This is a genomic window from Cellulomonas timonensis (genome assembly GCF_900046455.1).
GTDB classification, from domain to species: Bacteria; Actinomycetota; Actinomycetes; order Actinomycetales; family Cellulomonadaceae; genus Cellulomonas_A; species Cellulomonas_A timonensis.
Genome location: NZ_FCOT01000011.1, coordinates 92,896 through 108,469, shown reverse-complemented (window position 1 = coordinate 108,469; position 15,574 = coordinate 92,896). Strand labels below are relative to the sequence as shown.

At 73.4% G+C, this 15,574-nt stretch carries 13 protein-coding genes and 1 riboswitch; of the genes, 6 read left to right on the top strand and 7 right to left on the bottom strand.

Annotated features, from left to right (window positions below; all coding sequences use genetic code 11):
- The first annotated feature begins 24 nt into the window (after positions 1 to 24).
- Positions 25 to 396, top strand: coding sequence for a glycine cleavage system protein GcvH (gene gcvH / locus BN3788_RS06025; RefSeq protein WP_066583066.1), 372 nt, complete (start codon positions 25 to 27; stop codon positions 394 to 396).
- A gap of 250 nt (positions 397 to 646) precedes the next feature.
- The gene (locus tag BN3788_RS06020; RefSeq protein ID WP_066583064.1) at positions 647 to 880 is read left to right on the top strand and encodes a helix-turn-helix domain-containing protein; all 234 of its coding nucleotides are present in this window, start codon (positions 647 to 649) and stop codon (positions 878 to 880) included.
- Here the strand turns inward: BN3788_RS06020 and BN3788_RS06015 are convergent.
- Positions 811 to 1,800 carry a LysR family transcriptional regulator gene (locus BN3788_RS06015; protein ID WP_082812641.1) on the bottom strand — a complete coding sequence of 330 codons (990 nt, stop codon included), beginning with the start codon at positions 1,798 to 1,800 and terminating at the stop codon, positions 811 to 813. The two genes, BN3788_RS06020 and BN3788_RS06015, sit on opposite strands and share 70 nt — an antisense overlap.
- Positions 1,801 to 1,934: 134 nt before the next feature.
- Between BN3788_RS06015 and BN3788_RS06010 the strand changes: the two genes are divergently transcribed.
- The 3 genes from BN3788_RS06010 to BN3788_RS20055 all read left to right on the top strand — a co-directional run bounded on the left by BN3788_RS06010 (position 1,935) and on the right by BN3788_RS20055 (position 4,263).
- A complete protein-coding gene (locus tag BN3788_RS06010) occupies positions 1,935 to 2,966 on the top strand; it encodes a YeiH family protein (protein ID WP_234346510.1) in 1,032 nt (343 codons plus the stop codon).
- A gap of 85 nt (positions 2,967 to 3,051) precedes the next feature.
- Positions 3,052 to 3,474, top strand: a complete 423-nt coding sequence (locus BN3788_RS06005; RefSeq protein ID WP_066583061.1) for a (deoxy)nucleoside triphosphate pyrophosphohydrolase — start codon at positions 3,052 to 3,054, stop codon at positions 3,472 to 3,474.
- Between the two features lie 177 nt (positions 3,475 to 3,651).
- A complete protein-coding gene (locus tag BN3788_RS20055; protein WP_082812640.1) occupies positions 3,652 to 4,263 on the top strand; it encodes an Hsp20/alpha crystallin family protein in 612 nt (203 codons plus the stop codon).
- Between the two features lie 60 nt (positions 4,264 to 4,323).
- Here BN3788_RS20055 and metE read toward each other — a convergent pair whose 3' ends face one another.
- Both metE and BN3788_RS05990 read right to left on the bottom strand, forming a co-directional pair.
- Positions 4,324 to 6,675: a 5-methyltetrahydropteroyltriglutamate--homocysteine S-methyltransferase gene (gene metE / locus BN3788_RS05995; protein WP_187138364.1), complete on the bottom strand. Its 2,352-nt coding sequence runs from the start codon at positions 6,673 to 6,675 to the stop codon at positions 4,324 to 4,326.
- 2 nt (positions 6,676 to 6,677) lie between these two features.
- The gene (locus BN3788_RS05990; protein WP_066583055.1) at positions 6,678 to 7,727 is read right to left on the bottom strand and encodes a methylenetetrahydrofolate reductase; all 1,050 of its coding nucleotides are present in this window, start codon (positions 7,725 to 7,727) and stop codon (positions 6,678 to 6,680) included.
- 67 nt (positions 7,728 to 7,794) lie between these two features.
- Positions 7,795 to 7,892, bottom strand: a riboswitch (SAM riboswitch).
- A 202-nt stretch (positions 7,893 to 8,094) separates the two neighbouring features.
- Here BN3788_RS05990 and BN3788_RS05985 point away from each other — a divergent pair.
- Positions 8,095 to 8,508: an arsenate reductase ArsC gene (locus tag BN3788_RS05985; RefSeq protein WP_066583053.1), complete on the top strand. Its 414-nt coding sequence runs from the start codon at positions 8,095 to 8,097 to the stop codon at positions 8,506 to 8,508.
- Positions 8,509 to 8,512: 4 nt separating this feature from the next.
- Here BN3788_RS05985 and BN3788_RS05980 read toward each other — a convergent pair whose 3' ends face one another.
- The 4 genes from BN3788_RS05980 to BN3788_RS05965 all read right to left on the bottom strand — a co-directional run bounded on the left by BN3788_RS05980 (position 8,513) and on the right by BN3788_RS05965 (position 15,517).
- The gene (locus tag BN3788_RS05980) at positions 8,513 to 9,121 is read right to left on the bottom strand and encodes a DNA-3-methyladenine glycosylase I (RefSeq protein WP_066583051.1); all 609 of its coding nucleotides are present in this window, start codon (positions 9,119 to 9,121) and stop codon (positions 8,513 to 8,515) included.
- Between the two features lie 54 nt (positions 9,122 to 9,175).
- Positions 9,176 to 9,388, bottom strand: a complete 213-nt coding sequence (locus tag BN3788_RS05975; protein ID WP_147525065.1) for a hypothetical protein — start codon at positions 9,386 to 9,388, stop codon at positions 9,176 to 9,178.
- 133 nt (positions 9,389 to 9,521) lie between these two features.
- On the bottom strand, positions 9,522 to 14,063 hold the full coding sequence (gene hrpA, locus BN3788_RS05970; protein WP_187138363.1) for an ATP-dependent RNA helicase HrpA: 4,542 nt from the start codon (positions 14,061 to 14,063) through the stop codon (positions 9,522 to 9,524).
- A 599-nt stretch (positions 14,064 to 14,662) separates the two neighbouring features.
- Entirely contained in the window at positions 14,663 to 15,517 is an 855-nt protein-coding gene (locus BN3788_RS05965) for an alpha/beta fold hydrolase (RefSeq protein WP_066583048.1), read from the bottom strand.
- Positions 15,518 to 15,574: the final 57 nt, after the last annotated feature.

Sequence of the window (15,574 nt, the reverse complement as noted above, 5' to 3'; positions counted from 1 at the left end):
CCCGAGCGACCCCAGGAGACACCCATGTCGAGCATTCCCGAGAACCTGAAGTACACCGCCGAGCACGAGTGGGTGCTGGAGGGCGACCCGTCCACGGTGGGCGTCACCGCGACGGCTGCCGACGCGCTCGGCGATGTCGTCTACCTGGAGCTCCCGGCCGTCGGCGACGTGCTGAGCGCGGGCACTGTGGTGGGGGAGATCGAGTCCACCAAGTCCGTGTCCGAGTTGTACTCCCCGGTCTCCGGGACGGTCATCGCGGTGAACGACGCAGCTGTGGCTGACCCGTCCGTGGTGAACTCCGACCCGTATGGCGAGGGCTGGCTGCTCAAGGTCGAGGTCACGGGAGCCGGCCCGCTGCTCACGGCGGCCGAGTACCAGGCGCTCACCGCCCCCTGAGCGGCGTTGCGGGTTAGGCCGTCCGGATGACCTCTTTCGGATGAACCTAAAAATACGGTCGTATCGCGCGTAACGGCCTGACCTGCACGTTTGTCCAACTTGGAGGGTTGGTGACGGGGAGCGGGCGGCGACGCGGGTGATTGATGGGTGATTTCTGCGTCATCAGTGCGCAAGTTGCCGATCTCATCAGTGACAGCCCGCATCACCGCACCGGCCAGCCCGGGGCGCCGCAGTACTCCAGGAGGACGAGATGAGCACGATCGAGATCGCACGTCCCGCAGCTCAGCTCGCGGAGCCGCTGACGCGCCGTGAGCGTGTCGTGCTCGGAGAGCTGGCGGAGGACGTCACCCTGGAGGAGATCGCCACGCGGCTCTTCGTCACGCGCAACACCGTGAAGTCCCAGGTGCGCTCGGTCTACCGCAAGATCGGCGTCTCGACGCGGGCTGAGGCCGTGGCCTGGGCTGAGGCCGCGGGCTTGCGCTGACGTTGCTCCTTGGTCGCGGCGACCACCGTCGCCGCGAACTCACGGGCCACGGCGGCGGGCTCGCGCCCCCGTGACCACACCATGCGCAGTTCCCGGCGCAGGTCGACACCGTCGATGCGGACGCGGCGCAGCGTTCCCCTGTCGAGCTCGTCCTGCACGGTCAGGGCGGACAGCACCGCGGCTGTCCGCCCGCCCCGCACCACGTTCTTGACGGCTGCCGTCGAGCCGAGTTGCGCGGGGGCGCTGGCCAGCGGGTGCCCGGCGGCCTCGAGCGCCTGCTCCAGGGTGGCGCGCGTGCCGGATCCCGCCTCGCGGAGCGCGAGCGGGCCAGCGGCCAGCTCGGCCGCGGTGACAGGGCGGTTCAGCGCTGCCCAGGGGTGCTCGGGCGCCACGACGGCCAACAGCTCGTCATGCCCGATGGCGCGCGCGTGCAGGCCGCTGTCGACGTCGGGCCCCTCGACGAACCCGAGGTCGGCGCGCCCGTGCAGCACGGCCTGCATGACGTCGCGCGAGTTCGCGACGTGCAGGTCGAGGACAGCAGCCCCGGCGGGCCGGGCGGCGAGCCAGCGGGGGACCAGGTACTCGGCGATGGTGAGGCTCGCGGCGACGGACAGCCGGCCACCGCGCTCAGCGCGCATGGCGGCGACCTCGTGGTCGAAGGCGTCGGAGGCGGCGAGCACGTCACGGGCCCGCCCGACGAGCGCGCGACCCGCGTCGGTGAGTGTGGTGCCGCCGTGGGACCGCACCACCAGGCCGAGCCCGGTCTGTCGTTCGAGCCGGCGCAGGCCCGCGCTGACGGACGGCTGAGCGAGCGCGAGGGCGCGGGCCGCAGCGGAGATCGACCCATGCTCATCGACGGCGACGAGCAGCTCGAGCGGTCCGAGTGGTGTCCGCGCGCTGCCGATGAGATCCGGGGCCATAGCCTCAGGCTAGGTCCCCCTAGCCAGGACGGCCTTCTGCGGCGCGCGCCTGGCACGGCACCGTAGGACCGTGAACCACCAGCACGTCCACCCCACTGGCTATCGCCCGCGTAGGCGCGCCGGCGGCGTCGGGTGTGTATAAGAGGCGGGCCCCCGCCCGGCCCTCCCCGCGGCCCGCCGCACCCCCTGCCGGGCTGCGGGCCGTCCTGCCGGGCGCCCTCGTCGCGATGGCCGTGTCGGCCCTCTGCCTGGCGTTCACCGCCTGGTCGCCGACGTTCCCGGTGCTGCTCGTCGCCATCGGCGCCGGGCTCCTCGCACGGATGCTGCACCTGGTGCACCCGGTGCTCGAGCCGGGCCTGGCCTGGACCGCGCGGCACGTGCTGCGCGCCGGCGTCGTGCCGCTCGGCCTGCAGGTCTCCGGCGCGGAGGTGCTGTCGCTGGGCGTGGGCGAGTTGCTGGTGCTGGGGGTGACGGTGGCCGTCACGTTCAGCGCGACCCGCTGGCTCGGGCGGCGACTGGGCGTGGGGCGAGCGCTGAGCCTGCTGATCGCCACCGGCTTCTCCATCTGCGGCGCCGCGGCCGTCGCCGCGATGAGCCCCGTGGCCGACGCGGATGAGGACGACGTCGCCACCGCCGTCGCGCTGGTGACCCTCTACGGCAGCCTCGCGATCGTGCTGATCCCCGTGCTCTCCCACCTGGTGGGCCTGGACGAGAGGACGGCGGGGCTGTGGGCGGGCATGTCCGTGCACGAGGTCGCGCAGGTGGTGGCGGCGGCGGGCGCCATCTCCGCGGTGGCGCTCACCGTGGCAGTGGTCGCCAAGCTGGCCCGCGTGGTGCTGCTCGCCCCGCTCGTCGCGGTGGTGGGCCTGCAGCACCGGCGCAGCGGCGCCGACACCACCGGCAAGCGCCCGCCGATCGTGCCCCTGTTCGTGGTGGGCTTCCTGGCCGCCGTCCTGATCCGGACCTCCGGGCTCCTGCCCGACGCGGTGTCGTCGATGGCCCGCACCGCGACCACCCTCGCGCTCGGGGCGGCCATGGTGGCGCTCGGCAGCCAGGTGCGGGTGGGCAAGTTGGTACGCGGCGGCGGCAGGGCGCTGGCCCTCGGCGGCGTCGCCACGGCGATCGCGATGTCCGTGAGCCTGGGCGGCCTGCTGCTCATCGGCTGAGCGCAGGCGCAGGCCAGGGGCGTGCGAGGCGCCAGGCAGGCCGCTCGCTGCGCGGGCACGGGACGCGGGCTGGCAGAATTCCCGCATGACCTCACCCGCGCTCGTCGTCGCCGCGGCCATCGTCGACGACCTCGACTCGCCGCGGCGCCTCCTCGCCGCGCGCCGGGCGGTGCCCGCGAGCCTCGCCGGACGCTGGGAGTTCCCCGGCGGCAAGGTCGAGCCCGGGGAGTCCCCCGAGGACGGCTTGCACCGCGAGCTGCGCGAAGAGCTCGGAGTGCGGGTCGAGCTGGGCCCCGAGGTCCCCGGGCCGAATGACGGCGCCTGGACGCTGTCGCCCACCTACGCGATGCGGTTGTGGCTCGCCGAGGTCACGCACGGCACCCCCGAGCCGCTGGTCGAGCATGACGAGTTGCGCTGGCTGCCCGTCGGGCAATGGCTGTCCGTCCCGTGGCTGGACGCCGATGTCCACATCGTGAAGTCGCTGATGTCGGCAGTCACCCGGGTCTGATCGGCCTCTGATCGGCCCCGAGGTTCCTCCCTCCGCGAACCGGAGCCCTTCCCGTGGCGCAGCGGCCCCTGCGGGGTCACTGTCGAAGAGTGCCTCGTCCGACCCCCGGACACGGTGGCGGATGCGGGCGCCAGGCCCCGGGCGGTCCAGGGCCTCGTGACGAGGGGGTGTTCGGCTGTGGTGACTGCATACGACCCGTTCCAAGAGATGGACAGGCTCGTCGGCCAGATGTTCGGCAGTGCCCGAGCGGCGGCGACGATGCCGATGGATCTCTACCGATCCGGCGACCACTACGTGCTGCTCGTCGACCTGCCGGGCGCCGACCCGGGCACCATCGACGTCAGCGTGGAGGACCGGACGTTGACCATCCGGGCTCAGCGCACGCCCCGCACCGACACGGACGTGCAGTGGCTCGCCCGCGAGCGGCCCAGCGGCACCTATGCGCGCCAGCTCACGGTCAGCCGGGGCCTCGACCTGCAGAACATCGCGGCGACCTACGCCGATGGCGTGCTCGCGCTCACCATCCCGGTGGCGGAGTCGGCCAAGCCGCGCCGTGTCGAGGTGCAGCGGGGCTCCCACGAGTCCCACCCGACGATCGAGACCTCGGGCAGCAGCAGTGGCTCGGCGGGCTCGTCGGCGCAGGGCGAGCATGCCGCGACCACCTCGGGCTCGACGTCCTCCTCGGGCGGCCAGTACCCGTCGTCCTCCTCGGGCGGCCAGTACCCGTCGTCGTCCCCGGGGAGCCAGTACCCGTCGTCACAGGAGGGCACGTCCGGCAGCGCTGAATGACGCGCGCATGAGCGTGGGCCCCGGTCGGTGACTGGGGCCCACGCTCATGTCATGCGGAGGTCAGAGCGTCGCGCGCACCGTCCGGGTCGCAGCGAGGATGCTCTCCAGGGAGGGCGTGACCTCGGCGTAGCGGCGGGTCTTGAGGCCGCAGTCCGGGTTGACCCACAACTGGTCGACGGCGATGGACTTGACCGCCGCCTCCAGCAGCTCGGTGACCTCGGCCTCGCCGGGAACCCGCGGCGAGTGGATGTCGTAGACGCCCGGGCCCACCGCGCGCGGGTAGCCGGCGTCGGCGATGTCGGCCAGGATCTCCATCTTCGAGCGGGCGGCCTCGATGGACGTCACGTCGGCGTCCAGGCCGTCGATGGCGCCGATGACCTCGCCGAACTCCGAGTAGCACAGGTGCGTGTGGATCTGCGTGTCCGGGCGCACCCCCGAGGTCGCGAGCCGGAACGAGCGCACCGACCAGTCGAGGTACGCGGCGTGGTCGGCCGCGCGCAGCGGGAGCAGCTCGCGCAGCGCCGGCTCGTCGACCTGCACGATGGCGATGCCCGCCGACTCCAGGTCCGCGATCTCGTCCCGCAGGGCCAGCGCGACCTGGTTGGCCGTGTCGCCCAGCGGCTGGTCGTCCCGCACGAACGACCACGCGAGGATCGTCACCGGGCCGGTGAGCATGCCCTTGACCGGCTTGCTCGTGAGCGACTGCGTGTACTGCGTCCAGCCCACCGTGATGGGCGCCGGGCGCGACACGTCGCCCCACAGGATCGACGGGCGCGTGCAGCGTGATCCGTAGGACTGCACCCAGCCGTTCTGCGTCACCGCGAACCCGTCGAGGTTCTCCGCGAAGTACTGCACCATGTCGTTGCGCTCGGGCTCGCCGTGCACCAGCACGTCCAGGCCGATGGACTCCTGCAGCTCGACGACGCGGCGGATCTCCGCGCGCATCTCCTCCTCGTACTGCTCGGTGCTGAGGTCCCCGCGGTCGTGCGCCGCGCGGGCCTTGCGGATGTCGGGGGTCTGCGGGAACGAGCCGATGGTCGTGGTGGGCAGCGGCGGGAGCTGCAGGCGATCCGCCTGGGCGGCCTTGCGGTCGGCGAAGTCGCCACGGCGGAACGCGTCCTCGTCGAGGGCCGCCACGCGCTCGCGGACCTCGGGGCGGACGACGCCGGGGGCGTTGCGCCGGGTGGCGAGCGCGGCGTCGGCGGCGAGGATCTGGTCCTTCACCGCGAGGCCGCCCTCGGTGAGGCCGGTGGCGAGCGTCGCGATCTCGCTGACCTTCTGGTCGGCGAAGGCGAGCCACGAGCGCAGCGTCGGGTCGAGCGCCGGCTCGTCCTCGACGTCATGCGGCACGTGGAACAGCGACGTCGACGTGCCGGCGGCGACGGTGGCCTCCGGGCCGACGGCCACGCGCAGCGCCTCGAGGCGGTCGAGGGCGGCGCCCAGGTCGGCGCGCCACACGTTGTGGCCGTCGATGACGCCGCCGACGACGACCTTGCCCGCCAGGCCTGGCACGTCCTCGGCGGGGAGCCCGCCGCGCACCAGGTCGAGCGCGATGCCGTCGACATCCGTGGCGGCCAGCAGCGGCAGCGCCTCGTCGAGGTCGCCGTAGGGCGCGGCCACGAGGATCGCGGGGCGCTCGTCGGCGGGGATCTGCGTGGCCAGCGTGCGGTACGCCTCGGCGACCGCCGCGTGCAGCCGCTCGGTGGGGACGTCCACGGAGTCGGAGACGAGGGCGGGCTCGTCGAGCTGCACCCAGGTGGCGCCGGCCGCGCGCAGCTCGCGCAGCAGCGTGGCGTACACGGGCAGCACATCGGCGAGCCGGTCGATGGGGGAGAAGCCCTCCGGGGAGCCCTCGGTCGCCTTCGCCAGCGCCAGGTAGGTCACCGGGCCGACGATGACGGGCCGGGTCAGCACGCCGTCGGCGAGGCCCTCGGCGAACTCGCGCACCGGGCGGTCGCTCGCGTAGCGGAACTCCGTCTCGGGGCCGATCTCGGGCACCAGGTAGTGGTAGTTCGTGTCGAACCACTTGGTCATCTCGAGCGGCAGGTCCTCGCCGCGGCCGCGTGCGACCGTCGAGTACCCGGCCAGGTCGAGGCGCCCGTCGGCGTCGGCCAGGTCCGCGAACCGGGCCGGCACGGCGCCCAGCAGGGCCGTCGCGTCGAGCACTTGGTCGTAGAACGAGAAGGCGGATGGGATCGCGGGCACGTCGGTGCGCAGGCCCAGCTCGGCCAGGCGGGTGCGGGTGCGACGGCGTAGGTCGGCCGCGACGGCCTCGACCTCGGCGGCGTCGGAGCGTCCGGCCCAGAAGCCCTCGATGGCCTTCTTGAGCTCGCGGCGCGGCCCGATGCGCGGGTAGCCGAGAACGGTGCCTGCCGGGAACTCCGGCGTGGCGGTCGTGTCATTCGTGGTCATGCTCAGCCCCTCGAGGTCTGGTGATCGGCTTGGGTGGGGGTGACCTGCGGCGCGCCGGCAGCCGGTCGGGCGAGGGGGCCGGTGCTGGCCCCGCCGCCGAGGTGTGCGCCCTCGAGCAGGTCGAGTGCGGCGTGGTGGGTGTTGAACGTGTAGATGTGGACGCCCGGAGCCCCGCCGTCGAGCACGGCGTTCACCAGGTCGACGCCCGCTCGGATGCCGATCCGGTGGCGCGCCACCTCGTCGTCCACGGACTCCAGGCGGGCCAGCAGGTCACGCGGGACCTGCACGCCCGTGAGCGACTCGAGCCGGAGCAGGCGGCCCGGGTCGGTGGCGGGGATGATGCCCGGGATGATCGGGATGGTGACGCCGGCCCGTCGGGCCTCCGCGACCATGCCCAGGTAGGACGCCGGGTCGTAGAAGACCTGCGAGATGGCGAAGTCGGCGCCGGCGCACTGCTTGTCGAGCAGCGCGGCGATGTCCTGCTCGCGGGTGCTGCCCACGGGCGCGTTGCCACGGGGGAACGCCGCGACCGCCACCGACAGCGGGCGGACGGTGGCCCGCACGGCCTGCGCGGGGCTCTGCGCGCGGCGCCGGGCCTCGATCTGCCGCAGCAGCGCGACCAGCTCGGCCGCGGTGCGCAGCCCGTCGGGGTGGGGATGCCAGCCGGACTGGTCGGCCGGCGGGTCGCCGCGCAGGGCGAGGAAGGAGCGCACGCCCTCGTCGAGGAACTCCTCGACGACCTCGACGACCTCCGCCCGGGAAGTTCCGACGCAGGTCAGATGCGCGATGGGGTTCAGGGCCGTCTCGCGCAGCAGTCGGCGCACGAGCCGGCGTGTGGTGTCACGGGTCTTGCCCTCGACGCCGTAGGTCACCGAGACGAAGTCGGGGCGGGCCGAGCTCAGCGCCTGGATGGTCTCCCAGAGCCGGGGCGCGGCGTCGGGGTTGCGCGGTGGGTAGAGCTCGAAGGACACGGTGGGGCGGTCCATGAGCGCGAGGTGCTCCCGCGTGGCGACCTCGATGTCGTCATGCCAGCTCTCCGCTGCGGCGCTCATCGGGGCGCTCGACAGCCCGGGCGCGGCGCAGCCGCGGGACGACGACGATCCATGCAGGTCATGGTCAGCTCCATCGACCCTGGCGGAAGCACCCACACCCGCGTTGAACGAGGGGGGTTGCTGCGGCGTCGTCGAGCCAGGTCTCTCGGCCGCTCTGGATGGTGACGCAATGCTAGGCCCATATCGCCATATGGGCAACAGTTCTCACGGGTCGAGATTCTGCCGTTCGTGGAGCGGCCGCTTCGGATGAGTCGTCCCACTACCTCCTGATTATCGCGCGCCATCCGGCTTCGCGGCAGGTCTGTGGAATCGACCAGGATCGATGCGCGCCTTGTGCCTGCGCGCTGACCGGCGCGAACATAGAGCCATGTCGATACGTCCCTCCGCCCTGTTCGTGTGCGTGCACAACGCCGGCCGCTCCCAGATGGCCGCCGGATACCTGCGCGCGCTGTCGGGCGGGGCGGTGGAAGTCCGCTCCGCGGGATCCGCGCCGGCGGACCAGATCAACGCCGTGGCCGTCGAGGCCATGCTCGAAGACGGCGTCGACATCCGCTCCGAGCAGCCCAAGGTGCTCACCACCGACGCGGTGCAGGCCTCCGACGTCGTCATCACCATGGGCTGCGGCGACGCGTGCCCGATCTTCCCCGGCAAGCGCTACGAGGACTGGGCGCTGGCGGACCCGGCCGGCCAGGGCATCGAGGCGGTGCGCCCCATCCGCGACGAGATCCGCGCGCGCGTGCTCACGCTGCTCGACGAGCTGGGCGTCGAGCCGGTGCGCTGACGGCCTACGAGGCCAGCACCACCGGGCAGGTCGCCAGGTGGTCGTCCACCAGGCCGCACGCCTGCATCGCCGCGTAGGCGGTGGTCGGGCCGATGAAGCGGAAGCCCAGCGACTTGAGCTCCCGGGCCAGGGCGCGCGACTCAGGCGTCACCGCGGGGACGTCCGCCCAGGTGGCAGGCCGCACATGCGCGGCGCGATCCGGGGCGTGGGACCAGAAGACCTCGTCGAGGGACCGACCCTGCTCCGCGAGGTCCAGGACCGCCCGCGCGTTGGCGATGGTCGCCTCGACCTTGGCCCGGTTCCGGATGATCCCCGCGTCGGCGAGCAGCCGCGCCACATCGGACTCGTCGTACCTGGCCACAGCAGCCGCGTCGAAGTCGGCGAACGCCGCCCGGAACGCCGGACGCTTGCGCAGCACCGTGATCCACGCCAAGCCGGACTGGAAGCTCTCGAGGGCGATCCGCTCGAACAGGTCGCGCTCGCCGTGCACCGGGCGGCCCCACTCGGTGTCGTGGTACTCCTCATACAACGGGTTCCCGTCACCGAAGCAGCGCGCGTCAGCCGGTGCGAGGGGTGCGGCTGTCAGTGGGGCGGCTTCGGCGTCGGACGGCATGGGGTCATTGTGCTGCCGTCGGCTGACATGCCGGCCCTCACCGCGGCGCCTCGCTCACGAGGTGCGGCGACGGCCGATCTTCGGTGCGGCAGCAGGTGTGCGCTGGCGCGGGACCTCGAACCACGAGTGCGGCGAGCCCGCCGGGACGCTGGCCAGGCCCTGGTGCACCGCGATGAGGATCTCCTCCGTGGGCGGCGCAGAGCTCGCCCCGGTGGCGCCGTCGATCGCCTCGCGGTCCGCGTCGTCGCGGTCGGGCCGGGTGTTCATGCGGGCACTGTAGTGCGGGGCCCACAGGCGTGGGAGCGCCACCACGCAACCTCACCCGGTGTGTCGCCGAGTTTCGCCCGGTGGCGTGGCGCGGTGCGCCCGGTGGCGTGGCACGGCCGCCCGAACGGGCCCGTCAGGCTTCGGCGAGGGCCTTGCGGATGCGCTTCTCGCTGACGGGGCCGTCGGTGCCGAGTTGCTGCGCGAACAGGGACACGCGCAGCTCCTCGATCATCCAGCGCACCGCGTCCAGCGCCGCGCGCTGATCGGGGTCGACGGCCTGGGCGTGGGTCGCCGTCGCCTCGGCCCGCGCCACGGCCGTCGCGTGCTCGCGGGTCAGCTCGGCGACCGTCCACGCCATGGACGCGTCACGGTCCGGGTTGGCGGCGGCCTTGGTGAGCCGGTGCCGGGCCGCGCGCAGGTACCGGGCCAGATGCGGCAGCCGCGAGGCTCCCACCTCGGAGACGAAGCCGACGTGCACCAGCCGGGCCGCCTGCTCGCGGACGTCCTGCAACGTGGCCAGCAGGGCCATGCTCGTCGACGCGCGGACCTCCGCGTCGAGCTCACGCGACGCGCCCAGCACCGCCACCAGGTCGGTGACGATCCGGTGCACCGTGTCCTCGAGCCGGTCCCGCACGAACGCCCGCAGCGCGGCATACGCGTCTGACGTGCGGATCTCCGTGGCGGGCCGCCCGGCCAGATGCTCGGCCAGGAGATGGTCGACGGCGGCGAGCTGCACATCCGCCACCAGCGCCTCCGTGCTCGGATACGGGCTCGCGGCCAGGGTGAGCGCCTGCTGCCCCGACCAGCGCGTGGTCACGCGGGGCGTCGCCAGCCCGACCTCGCGCAGCAGGAGCCGCCGCAGGCCACGGCGGTGCTCGACGACCTGGGTGGCCGGATCGGCCATGACGCGCAGCGCCACGCCGCCGCCGGGCTCCTCGACCAGCGCCGGATAGCCGCGCACGCGCAGGCCGCCGGGGCCGGACGTCTCGACGGTCAGCGGCAGGGCGCCGTTGGGCAGGTCGTCGGGCCAGGTCGTCAGGCCCGTGCGCTCCGGAATGCCCGGGGAGAGCGGGGCGGCCGGGGTCGCGGGCGCCCCAGCAGTGGAGCCGGGTGCGGCAGGCGCACGGCCGCCGCCGATGGCTGCGGTGTCGGACATCGCGCTGTCGGCCGACGCGGCGCCCTTCGCGCCCCGGCGCCCGGCCCCGCCCACCTCGCGCATCGCATCGCGCACCGCGGTGCGCACGGCGCTGCTCACCGCGTCCTGGGTGCGGTGCGCCAACCGGCGCTGCAACCCGATGAGGTCCTTGCCCTCCTCGACCACCTGCCCGCGCTCCGCCTCCACCCGGAACGTCATGCGCAGATGGGCGGGCAGCCGCTCGTCGTCGAACGCGTCCTCGGGCACCTCGACGTCGCGCAACGCGCGGACCGCCTGGGCGAACGCCTCATGGAAGGACGGCGCCAGGTCGGCGGCGCGGACCGTGTCCTCCCAGCTCGCCAGATGCTCGTCGAACCACGCGACCACACCGCGCGCGACGTCTGGCGCCGGCACCAGCTGCACGCGCACCGGCTTCGGCAGGGCGCGGATCGTGGCCGTCACCAGCCCCTCGCGCAGGCCCGGCACCATCCAGCCGAAGCCGTCGGGCCGCACGCGGGCCAGCAGCACCAGCGGGATGTGGACGGTGACGCCATCCGCGTCCGTGCCGGGCTCGAACTGGTAGGTCAGCGGCAACTCCAGGTCGCCCTGCGGCCACGTCGCGGGGAAGTCCGCCTCGCTCACCACGGCGCCGTCGTCGGCGACGAGCAGCTCACGGGTGAAGGTCAGCAGATCGGGGTCGGTGCGCCGGGCCGTCTTCCACCAGGTGTCGAAGTGCCGGGCGGAGACCACGTCAGCGGGGATCCGCTCGTCGTAGAAGGCGAACAGCACCTCGTCGTCCACCACCAGGTCACGGCGGCGGGCCCGGGCCTCGAGGCTCTCCGCCTCCTTGAGCAGGCGGCGGTTCTCGTGGAAGAACTCGTGGTGCGTGGTCCACTCGCCCTCGACCAGCGCGTGCCGGATGAACAGCTCGCGCGCGTGCTCGGGGTCGTGCTTCGCGTACAGCACCCGGCGCCCGGCCACGATCGGCACGCCGTAGAGCAGCACGCGCTCCATCGCCATCGCCGCGCCCTGCTTCGTGGACCACGACGGCTCGGAGTACACGCGCTTGACCAGGTGCGAGGCGAGCTCCTCGGCCCACTCGGGCTGGATGCGCGCCGCGTCGCGGGCCCACAACCGGGACGTCTCCACGAGCTCGCCGGCCATGATCCACGCCGGGGGGCGCTTGGCCAGGGCCGATCCCGGGAAGATGGCGAACCGGGCGCCGCGCGCGCCGATGTACTCGTTGCGGCCCCGGCGGTCCGGGCGGCCGGCGGGCTTCCTGCCGCGCTGGGCGGCGGGCGGGGGGACCTCAGTGGCCTCCTGCATGCCGATCTGGCTGAGCAGGCCCGCGAGCAGGCTCATGTGGATCCGGTCGGCATCCCAGTCGAGGCGCAGCGTGCCGGGGCCGTCGGCGGTGTCGGAGTCGAGCACCGTCTGGGCCGCGCCGGGGGCGGTGCGACGTCGGGGTCCAGCGGCGGCAGCGGCCATGCCCGATGCCGCGGCGGCTGGCGGCGGGGTGCGCTGCGGCGGCGGGTTCACCACGATGCCCAGCGGCTTGGCCAGCTCGCGGAGCTGCGTCACCACGTCCTGCCACTCGCGGATGCGCAGGTAGTTGAGGTGCTCGGCCTTGCACATGCGGCGGAACGCCGAGCCGGACAGCTCGCGCTGCTGCTCCTTGAGGTACTGCCACAGGTTCAGGTACGTGAGGAAGTCCGACGTGGGGTCGGCGAATCGCGCATGCTGCTGGTCGGCCTGGGCGCGCTGCTCCATCGGGCGCTCGCGCGGGTCCTGAATGGACAGCGCCGCGGCGATGATCATGACCTCGCGGGCGACCCCGCGGCGGCCCGCCTCGACGATCATCCGGCCCAGGCGCGGGTCCATCGGCAACTGGGCCAGGTCGCGGCCCACCTTCGTGAGCCCCTTGCCCACCTCGTCGTCCGCGCCGAGAGCCCCGAGCTCGGTGAGGAGCTGCGTGCCGTCGCGCACGGCGCGCGTGTCCGGCGGGTCCACGAACGGGAACTTCGCGATGTCGTCGGGCGTGGTCGCCACACCCACCGCGATCATCTGCAGGATCACCGACGCGAGCGACGTGCGCAGGATCTCCGGCTCGGTGAACTCCGGCCGCGACTCGAAGTCCTCATGCGAGTACAGCCGGATCGCGATGCCGTCCGCGACGCGCCCGCACCGGCCCGAGCGCTGGTTCGCCGACGCCTGCGAGATCGGCTCGATGGGCAGCCGCTGCACCTTCGTGGCCTTCGAGTACCGCGAGATGCGCGCCGTGCCCGGGTCGATCACGTACCGGATGCCCGGCACGGTCAGCGACGTCTCGGCGACGTTGGTGGCCAGCACCACGCGGCGGTTGCCGTGCGGCTGGAACACCCGGTGCTGCTCGGCCGCCGACAGCCGCCCGTACAGCGGCAGGATCTCCACGGCGTCGGGCCGGCGCAGGTCGGTGGCCCGCTCGCCCAGGTGCGAGCGCAGCGCCTCCTCCGCGTCGCGGATCTCGCGCTCGCCTGAGAAGAACACCAGGATGTCGCCCGGGCCCTCGGCGGCAAGCTCGTCGAAGGCCTCGCAGATGGCGGTGAGCGGGTCGCGGTCCTCGACCTCGCGCTTCTTGGCGCCACGGGGCGCTGCCTTGAGCGCACCCGACGCCCCAGGCTCCGGCTCCGGCTCGGGGTCAGGCGTCAGCGGGCGGTAGCGGACCTCCACCGGGTAGGTGCGGCCCGTGACCTCGATGACCGGGGCCGGCACGCCCTCCGGGTGCTCGGGAGTCGGCGGGCCGGCGAAGTGCCGCGCGAACCGCTCCGAGTCGATCGTCGCCGACGTGATGATGAGCTTGAGGTCCGGGCGCTGCGGCAGCAGCCGCGTCAGATACCCCAACAGGAAGTCGATGTTGAGCGAGCGCTCATGCGCCTCGTCGATGATCAGCGTGTCGTAGCCGCGCAGCATCGGGTCCCGTTGGATCTGCGCCAGCAGGATGCCGTCCGTCATCACCTTGACGAGCGTCCGCTCGCTCGACTCGTCGGTGAACCGCACCTGGTAGCCCACGAGCTCGCCGATCGACGTGCCCAACTCGTCGGCGATGCGCTCCGCGACAGTGCGCGCCGCGATCCGCCGCGGCTGCGTGTGCCCGATCTGCCCCTCGCGGCCCCGACCCAGGTCGAGCACGATCTTCGGCAGCTGCGTCGTCTTCCCCGAGCCGGTCTCGCCCGCGACGATCACCACCTGGTGGTCGCGGATCGCCGCCGCGATGTCCTCGCGGCGTGCCGAGACCGGGAGTTGCTCGGGGTACTTGATGGGCGGGACGACGGCGGCGCGTCGGGCGGCGGCGCGGCGCTCGCGACGGTGCGTGTCGTCGCGGGACGTGTCGGTGCGCCGAGGCCGATCGGTGCGAGCGCCTGCCTGCGGGGTGTGGCCCTCGGCTACAGCGGTGCGCTTGTCGGAGCCGGGCCGCCGACGGGGAGGGCGACGCCGCCGAGCCGGGCGGGAACCGGGGTCGGCGCCCTCAGGCCTCGGCTGGTCCTCTCCGGCGGTGCTCACGACGACCCATTCTCCCAGGTGAACCTGCGGGCCGTCGCCCACATATCTCCGGCGCGTGCCCGTGACGGGGTTCGCGTGCGCGGGCCTCACGGCGAGCTGGGCCACGCGCAGCCCGGTGCGGGACTGTCATTGGTCGGGGGCCGCGCCGCCCATGCGCCACCGGCGCCCGTAGCGAATGTGCCCGAGAACACATTCGGGAAGAAGAAATACAATCGCCGGCAGGGTGGGGAATCAGTATTGTTCGGAGCGTGAACACCCTCACCTCGCGAAAGTCGGACGCCACCCCTGTCCGCCGCGCACGCCGCCGTCCATCCGTCCCTTCGAGCCGGGCTCTCACCGCCGCGCAACGCCGCGACATGGCCCATCTGATCGCCCTCTCAGGGATGACGCCGCTGGTGCGCTGATGCGCGGGGCCGTCTGGCGGCCCGAACGAGACCACCTCTGCCCAGCAGTCCGCGAAGACTGCTGGGCATTGTGCTGTCTGCGCCGGGAGCGCCGACGGAAATGCGCGGCCATTCGTCAACGGATGGAAAAGTCAGGGGATGAATATCGCCTCGGTTGATGCAGAACATATTCGGCCCATGAATGCGCCGCCGGTGTCAGGTCCGCGCCACGAGCCAGGCCATGGCGTCCGGGCAGGCGCCGAGCACCGAGATGTGGCCGTCGTCGGGCCGCCGCCAGACCTCGGCAGCGGGCAGCGCGGCCGCGAGGAGGTCGACGTGCCGGGTGGGGACCACGCGGTCCCGGCCGCCCTGCACCAGGAGCACGGGCGCACGGACCTGCGCCGCGTCGAACCCCCAGGGCCGCGCGAACGCCACGTCGTCGTCCACCAGGCCGCCCGGCCATGCCTGGCCGGCATGCGCGGCGTCGTCACCCAGTGCCGCCCACTCCCCGGCTAGTGCGGCCCAGTCGGCGTCGGTGAAGGACGCCGGGTCGAACTCCGCATCCTCCGCATGCCGCGCGCGGGCCTCCCGGCCTCCAGCGGCGGCCGCCCGGAGGCCCTCCGGGCTCGCCATCCCTGCGTACCAGGCCTCGCCCCCGGTCGGCGGGGCGATGGCGGCGAGGCAGGCGACGGCGGTGACCCGCTCCGGCAGCAGCGCCGCACAGGCCAGCGCATGCGGGCCGCCACCCGAGGCGCCCATCACCGCGAACCGCTCGACGCCGAGCGCGTCGGCGAGCTGTGCCACGTCATCGGCCGCCGCGGCGACGTCCCGGCCTGGAGCGGGGGTGGACCCGCCGTACCCGGGGCGGGCGTAGGACACGAGCCGGACGCCGAGGGTTGCCGCCGTGGTCACGAGCGGCCCGAGCAGCTCGCCGCTCTGTGGTGAGCCGTGGTGCCAGACCACTGTCACGCGGTCGGAGTGATCGGGGTGGCCAGACGCCGCGTCATAGGCGCGCAGGGTCCGCCCGTCGCGCAGCCGGATGTCGTGCGCGGACCCGATCGACGTGGCCATGCCGAGACGCTATGCCCGGATCGCCCCACCTCGCGGGATGCGAGCCTCGTACATTGG